This window comes from Terriglobales bacterium (genome assembly GCA_035691485.1).
In the GTDB taxonomy this organism is placed as follows: Bacteria; Acidobacteriota; Terriglobia; order Terriglobales; family Acidobacteriaceae; genus JAIQGF01.
In genome coordinates this window covers 1-18,579 of record DASSIZ010000022.1, presented here as the reverse complement: position 1 = coordinate 18,579, position 18,579 = coordinate 1, and the positions used below count along the sequence as shown (strand labels likewise).

Annotated in this window: 20 protein-coding genes; 6 read left to right on the top strand and 14 right to left on the bottom strand. The window is 62.4% G+C overall.

The window, feature by feature from the left end; all coding sequences use genetic code 11:
* Positions 1-97 precede the first annotated feature (97 nt).
* The 8 genes from VFI82_03055 to VFI82_03020 form a co-directional block, all read right to left on the bottom strand.
* A complete protein-coding gene (locus VFI82_03055; GenBank protein HET7183634.1) occupies positions 98-418 on the bottom strand; it encodes a DUF1330 domain-containing protein in 321 nt (106 codons plus the stop codon).
* 5 nt (positions 419-423) lie between these two features.
* On the bottom strand, positions 424-918 hold the full coding sequence (locus tag VFI82_03050; GenBank protein HET7183633.1) for a (2Fe-2S)-binding protein: 495 nt from the start codon (positions 916-918) through the stop codon (positions 424-426).
* A gap of 91 nt (positions 919-1,009) precedes the next feature.
* Positions 1,010-1,333, bottom strand: a complete 324-nt coding sequence (locus tag VFI82_03045) for a rhodanese-like domain-containing protein (GenBank protein HET7183632.1) — start codon at positions 1,331-1,333, stop codon at positions 1,010-1,012.
* Positions 1,334-1,373: 40 nt separating this feature from the next.
* The gene (locus VFI82_03040) at positions 1,374-2,159 is read right to left on the bottom strand and encodes an enoyl-CoA hydratase/isomerase family protein (protein ID HET7183631.1); all 786 of its coding nucleotides are present in this window, start codon (positions 2,157-2,159) and stop codon (positions 1,374-1,376) included.
* Positions 2,160-2,274: 115 nt separating this feature from the next.
* Complete coding sequence (locus VFI82_03035) at positions 2,275-3,450, bottom strand: Phenylacetic acid catabolic protein (protein HET7183630.1); 1,176 nt, start codon at positions 3,448-3,450, stop codon at positions 2,275-2,277.
* An 85-nt stretch (positions 3,451-3,535) separates the two neighbouring features.
* The gene (gene betB / locus VFI82_03030; protein HET7183629.1) at positions 3,536-5,005 is read right to left on the bottom strand and encodes a betaine-aldehyde dehydrogenase; all 1,470 of its coding nucleotides are present in this window, start codon (positions 5,003-5,005) and stop codon (positions 3,536-3,538) included.
* An 81-nt stretch (positions 5,006-5,086) separates the two neighbouring features.
* Positions 5,087-5,902 carry an enoyl-CoA hydratase/isomerase family protein gene (locus tag VFI82_03025; GenBank protein HET7183628.1) on the bottom strand — a complete coding sequence of 272 codons (816 nt, stop codon included), beginning with the start codon at positions 5,900-5,902 and terminating at the stop codon, positions 5,087-5,089.
* A gap of 31 nt (positions 5,903-5,933) precedes the next feature.
* Positions 5,934-6,659 (bottom strand): TetR/AcrR family transcriptional regulator, encoded by a 726-nt coding sequence (locus VFI82_03020; GenBank protein HET7183627.1) that lies wholly within the window; start codon positions 6,657-6,659, stop codon positions 5,934-5,936.
* A gap of 225 nt (positions 6,660-6,884) precedes the next feature.
* On the opposite strand from VFI82_03020, the gene VFI82_03015 reads away from it, so the two are divergent.
* A complete protein-coding gene (locus tag VFI82_03015; GenBank protein ID HET7183626.1) occupies positions 6,885-7,751 on the top strand; it encodes a ferritin-like domain-containing protein in 867 nt (288 codons plus the stop codon).
* Between the two features lie 137 nt (positions 7,752-7,888).
* Here the strand turns inward: VFI82_03015 and VFI82_03010 are convergent, their stop codons facing one another.
* The 4 genes from VFI82_03010 to carA form a co-directional block, all read right to left on the bottom strand.
* On the bottom strand, positions 7,889-8,938 hold the full coding sequence (locus tag VFI82_03010) for a dihydrodipicolinate synthase family protein (protein HET7183625.1): 1,050 nt from the start codon (positions 8,936-8,938) through the stop codon (positions 7,889-7,891).
* Between the two features lie 59 nt (positions 8,939-8,997).
* Positions 8,998-9,183, bottom strand: coding sequence for a hypothetical protein (locus tag VFI82_03005; protein ID HET7183624.1), 186 nt, complete (start codon positions 9,181-9,183; stop codon positions 8,998-9,000).
* Positions 9,184-9,338: 155 nt separating this feature from the next.
* Entirely contained in the window at positions 9,339-12,608 is a 3,270-nt protein-coding gene (carB, locus tag VFI82_03000; protein HET7183623.1) for a carbamoyl-phosphate synthase large subunit, read from the bottom strand.
* Positions 12,608-13,735, bottom strand: coding sequence for a glutamine-hydrolyzing carbamoyl-phosphate synthase small subunit (gene carA / locus VFI82_02995; protein ID HET7183622.1), 1,128 nt, complete (start codon positions 13,733-13,735; stop codon positions 12,608-12,610). Before carA ends, carB begins: the two co-directional genes overlap by 1 nt.
* A gap of 157 nt (positions 13,736-13,892) precedes the next feature.
* On the opposite strand from carA, the gene VFI82_02990 reads away from it, so the two are divergent.
* The 5 genes from VFI82_02990 (at position 13,893) to VFI82_02970 (ending at position 17,379) form a co-directional block, all read left to right on the top strand.
* The gene (locus tag VFI82_02990; protein ID HET7183621.1) at positions 13,893-14,588 is read left to right on the top strand and encodes a 2OG-Fe(II) oxygenase; all 696 of its coding nucleotides are present in this window, start codon (positions 13,893-13,895) and stop codon (positions 14,586-14,588) included.
* A gap of 189 nt (positions 14,589-14,777) precedes the next feature.
* The gene (locus VFI82_02985) at positions 14,778-15,011 is read left to right on the top strand and encodes a hypothetical protein (protein ID HET7183620.1); all 234 of its coding nucleotides are present in this window, start codon (positions 14,778-14,780) and stop codon (positions 15,009-15,011) included.
* Positions 15,012-15,118: 107 nt separating this feature from the next.
* Positions 15,119-15,898 carry a hypothetical protein gene (locus VFI82_02980; protein HET7183619.1) on the top strand — a complete coding sequence of 260 codons (780 nt, stop codon included), beginning with the start codon at positions 15,119-15,121 and terminating at the stop codon, positions 15,896-15,898.
* Positions 15,899-15,944: 46 nt separating this feature from the next.
* On the top strand, positions 15,945-16,865 hold the full coding sequence (locus tag VFI82_02975) for a hypothetical protein (protein ID HET7183618.1): 921 nt from the start codon (positions 15,945-15,947) through the stop codon (positions 16,863-16,865).
* A 28-nt stretch (positions 16,866-16,893) separates the two neighbouring features.
* Complete coding sequence (locus VFI82_02970) at positions 16,894-17,379, top strand: nuclear transport factor 2 family protein (GenBank protein ID HET7183617.1); 486 nt, start codon at positions 16,894-16,896, stop codon at positions 17,377-17,379.
* Positions 17,380-17,409: 30 nt separating this feature from the next.
* Here VFI82_02970 and dapB read toward each other — a convergent pair whose 3' ends face one another.
* Together dapB and VFI82_02960 are read right to left on the bottom strand one after the other, a co-directional pair.
* Positions 17,410-18,150, bottom strand: coding sequence for a 4-hydroxy-tetrahydrodipicolinate reductase (gene dapB / locus VFI82_02965; protein HET7183616.1), 741 nt, complete (start codon positions 18,148-18,150; stop codon positions 17,410-17,412).
* Positions 18,151-18,386: 236 nt separating this feature from the next.
* On the bottom strand, positions 18,387-18,579 hold a 193-nt coding region (locus VFI82_02960; GenBank protein HET7183615.1), incomplete at its 5' end, for a hypothetical protein.

Sequence of the window (18,579 nt, the reverse complement as noted above, 5' to 3'; positions counted from 1 at the left end):
CCGGGAACGCTGAGGTCGTCGGTGTATTTGCCGTGCCCGGTGGTCTTGTCCGCCGCGTCAACAAAAGCAACCGGCTTCCCGATGGTGGTGAATTCGCTCATGAGCCGCTCTTCCGCGGATCCATGTCGATACCCGCTTCCTCCGGATCGCGCACGATGGCGATGTTGGCGTCAATCGCTCGCTGGCGCATGGGGATGATCTCCCGGTACTCGGGAGAGTCATACCATTTTTGCGCCGCGGCAAAGTTGGGATACGCGATAATCACGGTGCGCACAAACGGCCACTCGCCGTCCCGCACGTCCGGAGTCTTGTCCACCGCCACGTATTTTCCGCCGTAGCGTTCGACGATCGGGTAGACGCGCACGGCATATTCGCGAAAGGCTTCCAGGTCTTTAACTTTCTTAATTGTGACCACCACGTAGGTCATCGGCTCACCGCGTCTCTGCCCTTGCGCTCCGCATCGATGGCGGCCTTGATCGCCTGGAACATCTGCATGTAGCCGGTGCAGCGGCACAAATTGCCGCTCAGCGCATGGCGAATATCCTCTTCCGACGGATCCGGATTTTCCGCCAGCAGGTGATCCACGGTCATCATGAAGCCGGGCGTACAGTATCCGCACTGCGCTCCGCCCCAATCGCCGTAAGCCTTCTGGATCGCCGCCAGCGAGCCATGCTCGGCGATTCCTTCCACCGTCGTGATCTCCTGCTCCTGGCACGATGCGGCCAGCAGCGTGCACGCCAGCACCGGCACACCATCCAACTGCACCGTGCACGCGCCGCAGGAGGAATCGTCGCAGCCGCGCTTCGACCCAGTGAGCCCCAGGTCCACCCGCAGCACGTCGAGCAGCAGCCGGTTGGGCTCGCTGGCGAGCTCGTGCACGCGGCCGTTAATCTTGAGGGTGACGAGTTCCTTCTTCATTGGCAAACATTCGGCATTCAGCAGTCAGCATTCAGCCATCCACGTTGTTCCCAATCCCGGCGCTGAATGCTGAGTGCTGATGGCTGGGTGCTTAGTACGTCGGCACGCTTGCATCCACCTCGCGCGACCAGCGATCGATGCCGCCGCGCATCGACTGCACTTTTTCGAAGCCCTGCTGCCGCAGCCAATTGGTCACGTTCAGCGAGCGTACCCCGTGATGACACAGGACCACGATGTGAGCGTCCGGATCAAGTTCCTGGCTCGCACGCATGGGAACCTCTCCCATCGGCATGTGCAATGCTCCTTCAATCCGCGCCATCTGCAGCTCCACCGGTTCGCGCACGTCGAGCAGCACAGGAGGCTCAGGGCTGTCCAGCTTTCGCCTGACTTCTCCGGGTGTAATTTCAAATTCCATAACGGTTTTTGGCTGAAAGCTGATTGCAAACAGCTGACAGCTACTTCCCTTTCCACACTGGCGCGCGCTTCTCCATGAATGCCCGGATTCCCTCGCGCGCGTCTTCCAGCTCCATCAGCTCTTCCAGGTAGATCTTCTCCGCGCGCATCAGTCCCTTTTCGACGTGCATGGCGTCCCACGCGTAAAGCGCTTTCTTGGTTATCGCCAGCGCTGCGGAACTCAGCTTCGTTATGCGTTCCGCGGTCTCATCCACCAGCTCCGACAATTCATCATCGGCAACAGCCTCATTGGCCAGCCCGATGCGCATTGCCTCTTCGCCGCTGATCCGCCGCCCGGTCAGGATCAGGTCCGAGGCGCGTTTCTGCCCCACAATTCCGGCCAGCACTACGGCTGCGACTGGCGGAAAGCAGCCCAGGGAAATTTCAGGAAAACCCCAGCTCGCCGTGTCGGTGGTAAACACCAGGTCGCAGACCGCCGCCAGCTCCGCTCCGCCGCCCAGGCAATCCCCGCGCACCGCCGCGACGGTGACTTTGCGGGTGGCGATGATCGCCCGGATCACGGAGTGAAACTTCACCAGCATGTCGCGGACTTTGTCCGGGGTGTGGGCGGCTACGTCCACGCCCGCGGAAAACGCGCGATCTCCACCCGCCAGCACCACGCCCGCGATCTCCGGCCGCGCTTCGATTTCCTCGAATGCGACCAGCAGCTCATCCATCATCGAGAGGTCGATCACATTCACCGGCGGGTTCGCCAGGATGATGCGCGCCACCGGCGCCTGCATCGAAACCATGAGCCGGTCGTAATTGAAATTCCTGGCGGTCGCCATGGTGCATCCTTCTCGCACGTTTCACGTTACCGAGTGCCACCAGAACCTGTGCAACGTGAAACCTGAAACGCGAAAGCTGTTTACTTTCGTCCAGAATCGCGGACGGCTCACGCGCTTATAGATTTATCGCCGACTTCCTCGGCTCCGCGATCGTCTCCAGCGGGTCGCGCGCGCCGGCCTTTTCGGCAATCCAGTTCTTCTCATTATTGATGATGTCCACCAGCAACTGCTTGTCCGACGGGGTGGGCATGAAGGAGTCAATCTGCTGCTCGTACACCTTGTCTTCCATCGCCTCGCCGGTCTGGGGATGGAACTTCTGCCTCGCCCAGCGGCCAATGGCGCGATTGAACTTGATGTCCGGCGTATAAAGCGGCTCGGCTTGTGCCGGCAAATATTTGTTGATGCGCTCGATCAGTCCTCCCACCTCGTCGCGATACAGGTTGCGGTTGTAGTCGTTGAGGTCGTCGAGATCGGGTTCCTGCCCATTCTTGGGCTCGTCGTAGCGTCCCTTGATTCCCCACACGTACGCCCAATGCGCCGAGGAGGAATGGTCCGTGCCGAACAGGTCATAGGAGCCCGAAATCCACTTGTTCAGATATTTCTGGATCAGCCACGCCGGCACCTTCCCGGCCTTCACCACGCGCGCCAGGCCGTCGTTGCCGGTGCCCATGTGGAACGCTTCTTCACGCAGCATGTAAGACATGGACCGTCCCAGCGGCGCGAAGGCGGAGAACTTCAGCATCTGCAACTGGAACTTGCCGTCGCGATCGACGAAATCCGTGTAGGTGAAAAAGTCCATCCAGTTGTCGACGTCGACGTTAAAGGCGCCGAGCAAGCGCTTGTTCTCGAAGGCGCGGCGCTCCAGCATCTTCTGCGCCTCGACTTTGCCGGAGTGGCCGAAGTGGTCCACCAGCAGCGCGCACATCTGCCAGCCGTGACGCATCTCCTCGATCCACACCCGCAGCAGCGCCTTGCGGTCGTAATCGGTGGGCGCGGTCTCGTACAGATACCGCTGCTGCTCGACGCTGGCGAACTCGGTGTCGCCCTGGTAGACGATCAGGTTCATCAGCGCATCGCGCATCTGCTGGGTCGGGATCTGGCGCAGGTTTTCCCACTTGCGGCGTCCCTTGTAGTGGCCAAACTGGATCTCGTCGGTTTCGATCGCGCCGTAGAGCGTGTCGAATTTGAACCCGGCAACCTCGGCCTGGTTGATCCCGATGTCCTTGCGCCACTCGTCGAACAGGCCAATCCAGTCGCTGAACTGGCCGATCTTCAGAACTTTTCCTGGCATTCGAAAAAAACCTCGTCGTTGATCGTTCGTCGTTGGCTGCGGCCGTTCGAAATTTTCGAACGACTAACCACCGCGGCTGAGGACGTCATAGGCTCAACCACACACTCTTCAATTCCGTGTAGTGCTCAATCGCGTGCAAGCCTAATTCACGTCCAAAACCTGACTGCTTGAAGCCGCCGAACGGCAGCGCCGCGTCCATCAGGCCGTAGGTGTTGATCCACACTGTCCCCGCCTTCAGACGGCGAGAGAGCGCGTGCGCTTTCCTGATGTCGCGCGTCCAGATTGCCGCCGCCAGTCCATAGGGGTTGCGGTTTGCCAGTTCCGCCACCTGCTCGACGTCATCGAACGGCAGCGCGGCCAGCACCGGCCCGAAGATCTCTTCCTGCGCGATCTTCATCTCGTTGCGCACGCCGCCAAAGATTGTCGGCTCGATGAAGTAGCCCTTGCCGTTGCCCATCTCAACGCGATTGCCGCCGATCATTACCTGCGCGCCCTCGCTCTTGCCGGCCTCGATGTATCCCAGCACTGTCTTCATCTGCTGCTCGCTGACAATCGCGCCCAGGCGGGTCTTGGGATCCAGTGGATCGCCGGGCCGCAGCTTCCTGGTGCGCTCCACCAGCTTGGTCAGGAATTCGTCTTCCACTTTCTTCTCGACGAACAACCTCGACCCGGCGCAGCACACCTCGCCTTTGCCGTAGAAAATTCCGTTGATCGCTCCCTTTACCGCGTTGTCCAAGTCGGAGTCGGCGAAGACGATGTTGGGGGACTTGCCGCCCAGCTCCAGCGTCACCCGTTTCAGCGTCTCGGCGGCCGAGCGCATGATCTCTTTGCCGACCATGGTCGAGCCCGTAAACGCCACCTTGTCCACCTGCGGGTGCTGCACCAGGGCTTTGCCTGTCTGCGGCCCGCCGGTCACGATGTTCAACACGCCGGCCGGCAATCCCGCTTCCAGGCACAATTCCCCGAAACGCAGCGCCGTGAGGGGCGTCTGTTCGGCGGGCTTCAGGACCACCGTATTTCCGCAGGCCAGCGCCGGGCCCAGCTTCCAGCTCGCCAGCAGCAGCGGGAAATTCCAGGCCACAATTGCGCCCACCACGCCCACCGGTTCGCGCAGGGTATAGGTGAAGGCGCTTTCGTTGATGTTGACCGTCTCGCCGTGGATCTTCGTCGCCCAGCCGGCGTAGTAGCGGAAGACATCCGCGACCATCGGCATGTCCACGTAGCGGGATTCGAAAATCGGCTTGCCGTTGTCGAGCGTCTCCAGCTCCGCCAGCTCGTCGATGTGCTTTTCCACCAGCTCGGATATCTTCCAGAGCACGCGCCCGCGCTCGCTGCCCGACATCTTCCGCCACGAACCGCTCATGTCGTCGAAAGCCTTGCGCGCCGCCTGCACCGCCGCATCGACGTCGCTGGCGCTGGCCTCGGCAACCGTGGTCAGCACCTCGCCCGTTGCGGGATTGCAGGTCTCGAATGTCTTGCGGTTTGCCGCATCCCTCCACTCGCCGCCGATGAGCAGCTTTCCAGGCTCGATCTTCGTCTGCATTGCAGTCGTCATAAAGACTCCGCCGCCGGCGCTCGGCAGTCGGCCATCGGGCTGAAACTCGCAACCCGATAGCCGATGGCCGATGGCCGAGAGCTATTTCGCTTTAAATTCCGCCGGCCGCTTCTCCACGTATGCGTTCAGCCCTTCCTTTGCGTCCTGGCTATTGAACAGCAGCGCCTGCAGCTCGCGCTCGACGGCCAGCGCCGACTCCATCGGAATCTCCCATCCCGTCTGGATGGAGCGTTTGATGTTGCCCACCGCCTTGGCGGCCTTGTTGGGCGGGCAGAACTGGCGCGCGTACTCCAGCACGTTCTCCATGAAGTTATCGCGCTCGAAGATGTCGTTGATGATGCCCATCTCCTTGGCCTCTTCAAACGAGAACGTGTTGCCGGTGACGATCAGCTCGATCGCCCTCGACTTGCCGACCAGGCGCGACAGCCGTTGCGTTCCCCCGGTTCCGGGCAGCACCCCGAGGTTGACCTCCGGCAGCCCGATCTTGCCCGCGTCGCGCCGCGCGATGCGCAGGTCGGCGGCCATGGCGATTTCCAGTCCGCCTCCGACGGTGTGTCCGTTGAGCGCGGCGATGACCAGCTTCGGCGTGTGTTCCAGCCGCAGCAGTGTCTCGTTGGCGTGCAGGCAGAAGTAGTACTTGAACGTCGGATCCACGCTGGCCAACATCTTGATGTTGGCGCCGGCGGAGAAAAACTTGTCGCCCGACCCGGTCAGCACGATCACATAGACGTCGTTATCCATGCGCGCCTTCAGGATGGCGTCGTCCAGCTGCCGGTTCATTTCGTAGGTGTAGGTGTTCGCCGGCGGATCGTCCAGCGTGATGATGCCCACGCCGCCGTCGTTGCGGTAGTGAATAAGCGGTTTCGTGCCCTCAGCCGTCTGAGTGGTGCTCGCCATCCTAAAGCTCCTTTTGCTGCTCGCGATCAGTTCAGATATTGGATGACGCGGAGCGCTGCCCGCGTTCAGCCGGTTTCGCTGTCGCCGTGTCCCCCACTGAGACCGGCTTGGAAGTGTTGCTCCCCAGCAGCCCGCGCAGGAAGATGTCGGCCATGGATTTCGCCAGTTCCTGCGGGCCTGCGTCCCGGCGCGGATTGTGCCAGGTGTAAATCCAGTTCATCATGCCGAACAAGCTCACCGCCGCCACCCGCGACGAGATTCCGCCGTTGAAGCCCTTGCCCTTGCTGCGCCGCAGGTCTTCGACCAGCCCGCGAATGATGATGTAGTACTCGCGCTTCATGGCTGCGATCTCGGCGCCCAGCGGTCCGCCCAGCGCCTCGTCCTCGTGCGACAGCACCTTCATGGCCTTCAGGTTGGCGAGGAAGTATTCGAGGTGGTTGTGAATGAAGACCCGGACCCGCTCTTCCGGATCGGTCACATCCTGCAAACGCGCCCGCAGCTGTCCCATGATCGTGCCGAAGGTTTCCTTCTGGATCAGGTAGAGCAGCTTTTCCTTGGATTCAAAGTAGTAGTAGAGCCCGGCCAGCGACATGCCGCTGGCGCGCGACAGGTCGCGCATCGACGCCCCTTCGTAGCCCTTGGTGTAAAAGACATCGGTGGCAAAGCCGAGGATCTCCCCCAGGCGGCGGTCGAAACGGGTTTCGCCATTCTGCTCCCGGCGGAGGCGGGAAGCGCGGCTGCTTTTCCGGGGGGCCATCATCAACTCCGGACTCGAACGGACGTTCGTTATCAATAGTATTGGATGCCTTTTCCCTGTGCAAGATGCTGCCGGATTGCCGCTGCCCAACTCCAGCCGCTTTTGGGAATCGCTGGCCGATTTCGATTGCAATTGCCTCCTTTTCCACACAACGACTCACCTAACATTGCGAATCTAAGCAACCGCCGGCGCTCCCCATCCCATTCCCGGCAAGCGAGGATTTCCATGCCACTGTTCATCCGGGACGTTGAAGAAATTCGCCAGCGCGCCATGCGCAAGATCGAAGAAGGTCCGGTCACCGCATCCTACGGTCTGGACAAAGACCGCGTCATTACCATTCTCAACGAGGCCCTGGCCACCGAGATCGTCTGCGTGCTCCGTTACATGCACCACTACTTCATGGCCACCGGGGTGCACGGCAAGGCTGTCGCCAACGAATTCAAGGAGCACGCCGACGCCGAGCGCGAACACGCCGACCAGATCGCCGAACGCATCTCGCAACTAGGCGGCAAACCCGACTTCAGCCCGCAGACGCTGCTGCAGCGTTCCGCCTCGCAGTACATCGAGGGCGAAACCCTGGCCGACATGATCCGCGAAGACCTGATCGCCGAGCGCGTGGTGATCGAGGTTTACGCCGAGATGATCCGCTTTTTCGGCGACAAGGATCCAACCACCCGCGTCATGGTCGAGGGCATTCTCAAGGATGAGGAAGAGCACGCCACCGACCTCGTCGATCTTCTTTACATCGTGGACCCGCACACCGGCGAGACCGAAGGCGAGGATCCGGGCACACATCCGCTGTCCATGCATCCGGAACAGAACCGTCGCGGCGAGCAGCAGCAGCGCGGCGGAGATGGCCAACGCCAGAAGTCCGGCAGCCAGCAGGGGCGTCAACAACAGCAGGGCCGGGATCAGGGTCGGAGCGGACAGTCTGCACAAGTCCCCGATCTTCACGGGCATCCGGCGCGCAAAGCGCCCGACATCGACGAAATGTTCGAAGAACCCGGCGAGGTGAAAGCCGGCGCAGAAGGCGGGCGCTCGCGCTCCGTGCACGTAACCAGCCCGAACCGCAAGCGGAAAAGAATTGCCTGAACTCAGGTTTCCGAGGTTGCGGTTAGCAAGTGAAACCGCGGATTCATACGGATCTTGGCGGATCTTTCTTCCCATCCGCGTGTATCCGCGCTAATCCGCGGTTGCTTTCTCTTAACCGACAGCCGAAGGGCCGACACCTAGTTCTTGACATTCTCCATCAGCTTCTCGACCGTTGCTTTCTCTTCCGCGTTCAGCGACAGCAGCGGCAAACGGACAGGACCGCCGTAGTAGCCATTCAGGTCCATGGCGTACTTCACGCCGGCAATCGACATCTCGCCGACGACTTTCACGGCCGCTTCGGCGATGCGCTCCTGCTTCTCGCGCGCAACCTTTTCATTCATCTCTTTCCAGGCGGCATAGATCTCGAAACAGGCGGTAGGAGCGGGGCAGGCAAGGGCAAGGATAGCGCCCACGGCGCCGACCGCAAGCGACGGTTCCAGTTTCTGGGCCGCGCCCACCATCACCTGGAAGCCGACTTCCTTCTGCCGCGTCTTGAGCCCGCCGACCACGGCGACCGCGGCGGAGGACGACTGGCCCGAGATCGGTAGGCTGCCGGAACTCGCGGCGGCCTCGGCCGCTTTCTTCATGCGTCCGGTGACCGCCTCCTGGACTTCAGTTACGGCAGCGGTGCGCTTGATGTGACGCGTGTGCGCGACCATCTGCTGCACCTTCTCGATAGATCCGCTGGATTCCTTGATGGCGATGATGTTGGAGTGCTCGGCGAGCTGGATCACCACTTCCGCGGGCATGTCGTAGCCGGTGGCCTGGGGGAAGTTGTAGATGATAATGGGCAGCGGTGAGCGGTCGGCGACGGTGCGATAGAAGGCCAGCATGTTCTGCGGCCGGTTGATCTGCGATTTGTAGTAATGCGGCGTGCGCACCATGGCCGCGTCGTATCCAAGCTTGGCCGCGTACTCGGTCAGGCGCAGGGTTTCGATGGCGGACTCGATCCCGGTTCCGGCGATCATCACTTTGTTCGGGGCAGCCGCTTCCATCGCGGCCTTGAGCACGTCGCGGCGCTCCTGGTCGCTGAGCAGGATGGCTTCGCCGGTCGAGCCCTGCACGACCAGTCCCGCGACCGGCGAGCGCGAGTAGCGGTCAACGTTGGATTCGAGCTTTTTGTAGTACACGTCGCCGTCGGGATAGAACGGCGTGGTGATGGGAGGAAAGATTCCGTGCAAGAGCATGGGGTCCGTTTCCGTTGCGATAGTTTCGAGCTTGCGCCGGCCTTACAAGAATAGCGCGTTCATTCTTCCGTTACCAACTCGCCGGCGACTTTCGCGAGCAATGATTCCAGGACCTTCTCTTTCGTGCGCAGTACCTGGCGGAAGTGAGGTCCAGTATGCGCGATTTCCTGTACCAGGTCGCGCTGGCGCTCCTCGAGCGTTTCGCGCAGCAACTCTCGTTCCTCGGGTGTCAGGTGCAAATCCAACGCGGGCCTCCGGTGCCATGGCCATCAGCGGCAGGGATACAGTGTTCACCGGCATGTCCGCCGGCACTATGACGCTCGTCACCTGGCCTGGTGAGGTAGTGCCGCATGCTTCATGCGGTGACGAAACCGTCGCAGCGTGTGAAGCAGGCCTGAGCCTAGCGCATGGCGGCGTGCTGGGCGTGAAGGGCCTGGAGGGCGCGGACGTTGGTTTGGCCCTGTTGCAGGGCAGCGATGCCGTCGGCGGCGGCACGAGCCGCTGCCAGGGTAGTGATGCACTGCACTTGGTGAGTGACTGCGGCGCGGCGAATGGATTTTTCGTCGAACCAGGGCTCGGCGCCGTGCGGCGTGTTGATGATCAGCTGAATGCGATCACCCTTGAGCAGATCGACCACGTTGGGCCGTCCTTCTTTCACCTTGAAGACGCGCTCGACAATCAGTCCGGCCTCTTCCACAACGAGTGCAGTACCGGTGGTGGCAACCAGCTTGAAGCCGAGGCCCACGAAGCGGCGGGCAATGTCTACCACTTGCGGCTTGTCGCGGTCGGTGACGCTGATAAAGACGGTGCCGCGCGTGGGCAGACGGTTGCCGGCGGCAAGCTGGGCCTTGGCGAAAGCTTCTCCGAAGTTGTCGGCCGTGCCCATGACCTCTCCCGTGGATTTCATCTCAGGGCCGAGCACGGTGTCGACGCCGGGAAACTTCGACCACGGAAACACCGGCGACTTGACGTAGAAGCAAGCACCGGTATCGAGATCGGCGGCGCGCTCGATGTTGGCGGGCAAAAATTCGCGGAGTTTGCGCCCGGTCATAAGGCGCGAGGCAATCTTGGCCAGCGGCACGCCAGTCGCTTTCGAAACATAGGGCACGGTGCGCGAGGCGCGCGGATTCACTTCCAGCACGAAGACCTTGGAATCGCCGTTGTGCTTCTGAATGGCGTACTGCACGTTCATCAGGCCGATGACCTTCAGTGCGCGCGCCAGGCGGAAGGTGTACTCGCGCAAGGTGGCGAGCACTTCGGCGGAAAGATCAACGGAAGGCAGCACGCAGGAGGAATCGCCGCTGTGAATGCCGGCTTCCTCGATGTGCTGCATGATGCCGCCGATCAGCACGTTCCCATCGGCGTCGGCGACCACATCCACGTCCACCTCGACCGCGTTGTCGAGGAAGCGGTCCAGAAGCACCGGCGATTTGTCGGATACCCGCACGGCGTCGCGGATGTAGCGTGAGAGGTCCTCGTACGCGTGCACCACTTCCATCGCGCGACCGCCCAGCACGTAGCTCGGCCGCACGATCAGCGGATAGCCGAGTTCGCGCGCCAGCACCATCGCCTCCTCGGCGGTGTGCGCGATGCGGTTCGGCGGTTGCTTCAGGTGCAGCTTGTCGATCAATTGCTGGAAGCGTTCGCGATCTTCGGCCAGGTCGATCGAATCGGAAGAGGTGCCGATGATCGGCACGCCCGCGGCTTCCAGCGCACGCGCCAACTTCAGCGGCGTCTGGCCGCCGTACTGCACGATCACGCCCGCCGGCTTTTCCTTGTCCATGATTTCCAGCACGTCTTCCAATGTCACCGGTTCGAAATACAGGCGATCCGAGGTGTCATAGTCGGTGGAAACCGTTTCCGGATTGCAATTCACCATGATGGTTTCGAAACCATCCTCGCGCAGCGCCAGCACCGCGTGCACGCAGCAGTAATCGAATTCGATGCCCTGCCCGATGCGGTTGGGGCCGCCACCCAGCACCATGATCTTCTTGCGGTCGGTCGGATCGGCCTCGCACTCTTCCTCGTAGGTCGAATACATGTACGCGGTGGTGGTGGCGAACTCGGCCGCACACGAATCCACGCGCTTGTACACCGGACGCACGTCCAGCGTGTGGCGCAAGTGTCGCACCGCGCGCTCGTCCGATTGCAGCAGGGCCGCGAGCCGCGAATCGGAAAAACCCATGCGTTTCAACTCGCGCATCCGCGCGGCGTCCAGCGCACGCATGCCCCCGGCGCGTACATCGGCTTCGCTGGCGATGATGTCCTCGATCGCCGCAAGGAACCATGGATCGATCTTGCACAGGTCGTGCACGTTTTCCAGCGACAGTCCCGCGCGGAATGCATCGCCAAGGTGGAAGATGCGTTCGGGGCCGGGCTGGCGCAGCTCGCGCTTCAGTGATTCCATGCCCTCCGGCGTCTTCCAGTCGATGCCGCCGGCATTCAGGCCGTCATGACCTGTCTCGAGTCCACGCAGCGCCTTCTGCAGCGATTCGGAGAAGGTGCGGCCGATCGCCATCACTTCGCCCACCGACTTCATCTGCGTGGTCAGGTGCGGGTCGGCGGCCGGAAACTTTTCGAACGCGAAGCGCGGGATCTTGGTGACGATGTAATCGATGCTCGGCTCGAACGACGCCGGCGTCTTGCCGCCGGTGATCTCGTTTTTGAGTTCATCCAGCGTGTAGCCGACCGCGAGTTTGGCCGCCACTTTCGCAATCGGGAACCCCGTCGCTTTAGAGGCGAGTGCGGATGAACGCGACACGCGTGGATTCATCTCGATCACCACCACGCGGCCATCGGCGGGATTCACGCCGAACTGCACGTTGCTGCCGCCGGTGTCGACGCCGATCTTGCGCAGTACCGCAATGGAGGCATTACGCAGGCGCTGGTATTCCTTGTCGGTCAGCGTCAACGCGGGTGCCACGGTGATCGAGTCGCCGGTGTGCACGCCCATCGGATCGAAGTTCTCGATCGAGCACACGATGATGCAGTTGTCCGCGCGGTCGCGGACCACTTCCATCTCGAACTCCTTCCAGCCCAGCACCGACTCGTCGATCAGGACTTCGTGCACGGGCGACAGTTCCAGCCCGCGCGTGACGATCCGCTCGAATTCCTCGACGTTGTAGGCGATGCCGCCGCCGGTGCCGCCCAAGGTGAACGACGGGCGCACGATGCACGGAAAGCCAAGCGCGGCCTGGCCCTCGCGGGCCTCTTCCAGCGTACGCGCGATCGCCGACTTCGGCGATTCCAGCCCGATCTCGTCCATCGCGTTGCGGAACAGCTCGCGGTCCTCGGCCATGCGGATCGCATCGCGCGAAGCGCCGATCAGTTCGACGCCGTGTTTTTCCAGCACGCCGTGATCGGCCAGTTCCAGCGCGCAGTTCAGCGCGGTCTGCCCACCCATCGTCGGCAACAGCGCGTCGGGTTTTTCCTTCTCGATGATGCGCTCGACCGTGCGCCAGTTGATCGGCTCGATGTAGACCCGATCGGCCATCTCGGGATCGGTCATGATCGTGGCCGGGTTCGAATTCACCAGCACCACGCGATAGCCTTCCTCGCGCAGCGCCTTGCAGGCCTGCGCGCCCGAGTAGTCGAATTCGCAGGCCTGGCCGATCACGATCGGGCCGGCGCCGATGATCAGGACGGTTTTGAGGTCGGTGCGGCGGGGCATCAGCGAGCCTCCTGCATCAGCTTCGCGAATCGTTGGAACAGGTAACCGATGTCATGCGGCCCCGGACTCGCCTCGGGATGTCCCTGGAAACAGAATGCGGGACGGTCGGTGAGTGCGAAACCCTGCAACGAGCCGTCGAACAGCGAGACGTGGGTGGTGCGCACGTTGGACGGCAGCGTGGCGGAATCGACCGCGAAGCCGTGGTTCTGCGAGGTGATCAGCACACGGCCATCATCGAGATCTTTCACCGGATGATTCGCCCCATGATGGCCGAAGGGCATCTTCAGCGTCTTCGCGCCGAGCGCGAGGCCCATCAACTGATGGCCAAGGCAGATGCCAAACAGCGGGATCTTCGCGTCCAGGAATTTGCGCGTGGCCTCGACCGCATAGTCGCAGGCCGCGGGATCACCGGGACCATTGGAGAGGCAAATGCCGTCGGGCTTCAGCGCAAGCACGTCGCTGGCGGGTGTCTGCGCCGGAACCAGCGTCACCTCGCAACCCTGTTCCACCAACAGGCGCAGGATGTTGCGCTTCACGCCGTAGTCATAGGTGACCACCTTGTACTTCGCGACAGGCTTGCGAAACGCCTGCGCATCGAGGTCGTAGTTGCCTTCCGGCCACGGCTGGCGTTCATGGATGCTGACCACCTTGGCGAGATCGACGCCATTCAATCCGGGGAATGCTCGTGCCTTCGCGATGGCGTCGTCGGCATCGATCGATCCGCCCGCCACGATGCAGCCGTGTTGCGCGCCCCTGTCGCGCAGGATGCGGGTAAGCTTGCGCGTATCGATGTCGGCGATCGCCACGATGCCATGGCGCTTCAGGTAGTCCTGCAGCGATTCGGTACTGCGCCAGTTGGAAGCGAGGCGCGGCACGTCGCGCACGATCAGTCCTGCCGCCTGCACCTTGCCGGATTCCTCGTCGGGCGCATTGCAACCGGTGTTTCCCACGTGTGGCGCGGTCAGCGTGACGATCTGTTGTGCATACGATGCGTCGGTCAGGATTTCCTGGTATCCCGTCATCGCGGTGTTGAACACCACCTCGCCGACCGTCGCACCCGCCGCCCCGACGGCCTCGCCGTGAAAGAGGGTTCCATCGGCGAGGGCGAGCAAGGCGGGCGTCGGCATGGGCGGATTCCGGATGCAAGTTGACCCACAAGCCGCGCGGAAACGGGCTTGGGGATCAGTGATTCAGGCAAGTCGCAATGTTAGCAGAATCGCGCTTGGTATTCACGGCCCAGCATGACACCGGCGATACAATGCGCGCACCGCAAGGACGAATCCCATGCTCGCCGCAACCCTGCTCGATCCCGCCCGCCTCGATCGCCCGGATACGCTGATCCGCAGCGATCCGTTTCCGTTCATGATCGCGCACGGGCAGCTTCCCGAACAATCGCGCACCGATCTGGAACGCGACTTTCCGAAATACTCGGGCGCGGGATTTTTCCCCTACGACGAACAGGAATGCGGACCATCGATCCGCGCGTTGGTCGATGCACTGACTTCGCCCGCATTCGCCAGCACGGTCGGCGCCAAGCTCGGCATCGGCAACCTGGGGCAATTTCCGACGCTGGTGACGATCTGCCGGCATCTCAACAAGCGCCACGGCACCATCCATACCGACAGCAAATCCAAGGTCGCGACCGCGCTCCTGTACCTCAACCCGAACTGGCATGACACCAGCGACGGCTGCCTGCGCTTCCTTGCGAAGATCGACGACATCGACACCGCGATCGCGCCGGAAGTGAAGCCGCTGTACGGCGAGTTCGTGATCTTCAAGCGTGCCGACAATTCCTTCCACGGCCACCTGCCCTATGAGGGCGAACGCCGCGTGATCCAGGTCGCATGGCTGACCAGCGAGGAAGAAAAGCTGCGCAAGACACAGCGCGGCGTCGCGACCCGCTTCTTCAAGAAGATCGCAGGCAGGCTCGACAAAAAATTCGGCGCCGGCCGCGACCGCAACGCCGCGCATCGGGATTGATCCCAGGCGAATTCGGCTGGGCCGCCAGGCCCGCGGAAGCATCGTTTTCGCCCCCACCAGTGGGGGATTCCGTGCATTTTCAAGCCCTTGTACCGGCGTTCCAGCGCGGCGTAATGTGACGTGCGTCACGTTCGGGGACGTGCGCTGACGAGCTCGTGGCAAAGCCACGTCGAGATGCTCGGAGGGGTTATGAAGGTTTTGACGGCGTGTGCGGTTGTGGCATTTGCCTTCCCCGGCGTCGCCAATTCGCACGCGGCGGCTGCCGACAATACGAAGTGGCCGTATTACTGGCAGATGGTCGCGAATGCCTACGGACAAGCCGAGACCAAAACGATTCGCAAATCGCTCGACGATTCAATCGCGAAGATGTCCGATCACTTCGACAAGTACAACGCCGAATTGAGCTACATCGCCGGCAAGTAATCCGCCGAGTGCATTCTGGCGGCCACGCGAAGCCGCCCACCCCCACTTCGTCCGACCGGGGAGCCGAGGATGGCTGCACGTCGACCTCAATCATGTTCGGAGGATGTATGAAGGTTCTGACTGCGTGTGTGGTTGCAGCGCTTGTGGCAAGCGCTGTCGGAAGTGCCTTTGCGGCAGATTCGGACAAGGCGGTCGTCTGGCGGGACTACACCGATACCGTTGCCCCCGCCCAGCAGCAGGCGTACGAGGCGGGCGTCAAGGCCTACAACCAGTGCCTGCAGGAGCACCACGTCAAATTCAGCGAGCCGACAGTGACGCATGAAACCGGCAATGACTACATGTATTCGGCCGACGTGGGGCCCATGACGTGGGCCGAACTGGACAGCCTCGACGCCGAGGCAAAGCCCTGCGACGCGGTCTGGCACGCGCAGAGCAACCCGCACCTCAAGGGCGAAAGCAGTGCGTTCATGGTGATGCTGCCTGACATGACCCACCTGCCCGCGGGTTGGCGCAAGCAAACGCCTCCGCCGATCCTGCACGTGATCGACTACACGTTGAAGCCGGGGCATGACGCCGACGCGGCCTTCACCGATGCGGTCAAGAAAATCACCGCAGCGGCGGCCAAGGCCAAATGGCCGCACTACTGGACCACCATGCGGATCGAGGGCGGTGGTGACGACGCGCCCGACTATATCCTGGTGATCCGGAGCAAGGACTGGGCGGACGTGGGCACCGAGCCCAATCCCGCGTTGTGGAAGATGGTGGCCAGCGTGTATGGCCAGGCCGACACGGATGCGCTGCGCAAATCGCTCGGCGATTCGATCGCGAAGGCCCCCGACCACTTCGACAGGTACAACGCCGACCTCAGCTATACCGCCGGCAAGTAAGCGCAAGGTACATCCGGGCGGCCGATCGGCCGCCCGGATGTTTTGCGTGCTCCGCCATCGTGCTTCCCGTTGGGGGTTGTCATGCGTACTTCCACCGCCGCGTGACCCGCACACGCCGAAGCCCAAGCCCGATCCAGACAAGGTGCTGCACGTGACCGGCAGCACGGTCAGTTACACCGAGGCGCAGATGAAGGGCATGCACGACGCGGACTGGTTTCCGCAGGATCATCCGCCGGCCCCGCAGATCGTGAAGGTAGGCCGCAAGCCCACGCGTCCCTGCGCCCTGTGCCATAGGATCAGCGGCGCGGGCGTGCCCGCCACGGCAACGCTGGACAGCTTGCCGAAGGCGTACATCCTGGAACAGATCGCGGCGTTCCGCTCCGGCCAGCGCGGCATGGGCGGGCCGAAAACCGCGGGCGACATGGTCGATGAGGCGCGCGCGCTCACGACCGATGATCTGCAACAAGCCGTCGACTATTTTTCCGGGATGCCGTTCGTCTCGCGCGTACACGTGATCGAAACCGCGAGCGTGCCCAGGACACACTGGAAGGACTTCGTGCTGGCGCCGGACAAGAGTGGCGCGCGCGAACCGATAGGCGATCGCATCATCGAAACACCCACGAATTTCAATGACTACGAGTACAGCGCCACGCGCGTCGGATATGTGGCATACGTGCCCCCCGGAAGCATCGCGCGTGGTGCAGTGATCGCCATGAAAGGCAAAGGCGCAGTGGCATCCTGCGAGTCGTGCCACGGCGCGACACTGGAAGGCCGGACCATGCCTGGCATCGGCATCGTGCCGCCGCTGGCCGGCCGCTCGCCGACTTACATTGCACGCGAGCTGATCCTGTTCCGCGAGGGCAAACGCCGCGAACCCGCCGCCGCGCCGATGCGTGCGGAAGCATCACGTTTGACCGTGCCGGAGATGATCGATGTCGCGGCTTACGCGGCATCATGCAAACCTTGAACTTCCTCACGTCCGAGGAGAAAACACAATGGAAAAGATCGTTTCAATTGTTGCGATGATTTGCGTTGGCGTGTTTGCGGGAGGCGTCTGCGCGCAATCCGCTTCATTACCGGCGGAGCAAGCCATTAGCCCGATCATGTCGAAGATGCTGGCTGCCGCCAACTCGCACGACACCGACGCGTTCATGGCGCCGATGGAGCACACTCAAAGCCTGGCGTTCGCGTTCAATGGGGAGGTCATCCAGGGCTGGGATGCGCTGCGTGCGCAGCAGTTGAAGTGGTGGAGCAAAAGCAGGAGCGCCACAAAATTCACCTATGCGCAGAACGGCACGCCCGGAATCCTGGCTCTGGACCGCGATGTCGAAGTCGTGACGTGGCCGCTGGTGTCGCGTTGGACGTCTGCGGACGGGAAGACCGGCAGCAGCGACTTCGTCGTGACCTACATCTGGCGGCGCACGCCCGAAGGATGGCGCATCGCGTACGGCCACGAATCGTGGAGGAAGCCGCCGGGTTGAGATCGTCAGTGGGCATGACAAGCCGCCCCGTCAAGCCCGAGCATCGATCACGTCGTCCAGCGAATAGCAGCCACTCGACTTGCCTGCGAGCCAAGCCGCGGCTGCCAGCGCACCACGCACGAAAATGCTGCGATCGGTGGCGCGGTGCGAAAGTTCGAGACGCTCGCCCATCGTCGCAAGCAATGCGATGTGCTCGCCCACGATATCGCCCGCACGAATCGTGGCGAAGCCGATTGCACGGTCTGGCCGCGCACCGACATGGCCTTCACGTGACAGCACGGCAACCTCATCAAAGTCCTGCCTGCGCGCCTCGGCGGCGACACGCCCCAGCGCCAGTGCGGTGCCCGACGGCGCGTCGACCTTGCGCGTGTGGTGGGCTTCGATGATTTCGAGATCCCAATCGGGCAGCGCCGCGGCGGCCTCTCGCAGCGCGCGAGTCAGCACCGCGATGCCGAGACTGAAATTGGCGGCGTGCAGCACAGGGATGGTGTGCGCCGCTTCAATCAATGCCGCGCGTTGCGCGGCATCGAGTCCAGTGGTGCCGCTAACGAATGCAATGCGATATGCCACGCAGTGCGCGAGCGCCGCATCGAATCCTGTCGGTGCGCTGAAATCGATCACAACGTCCAGCTTCGGCGTGCCGCGCCATTCGTCCGATGCGTGGATCGAGGCGGCCAGCTCGAACCGGGCGTCGCCGGACAGCAATGCTTGCAATGCGCGGCCCATGCGGCCGCTGGCGCCATTGATGGCGAGTTGGAGTGGATGATTCACAGTCAGGCGACCCGGTAGGAGCCTGCGTGCAGGCGACGCTGCAAAGCTTACAAGGGCCGCCATTCCGGACGACGCGACCGTGGTGATCCGGAATCCGCCTGCCAAGACACAACGGTCCGAAAGCAGATTCCGGGTTCCGCGCCGTGCGTGGCCCCGGAATGACGGCGAAAGCGGTGAGTCCGAAATCCCGAGCCTTCAACCCGAATCCGCAATCCACAAATCCCGGATCCCGAATCTCAACCCGTCATTTTCGCCCAGAACTGCTTCACGCCTTCCACGAAGCCGCTGTTGCGCGGCGAATGTTTCTTCGCTTCCTCGGCGTCTGCGAAGGTCGCCTCGAACTGCTCGAGCAATTCGCGCTGGTGTTTGTCGAGCCGTACCGGTGTTTCGACGACCACTGTGCAGAACAGGTCGCCGGTATGACGGCTG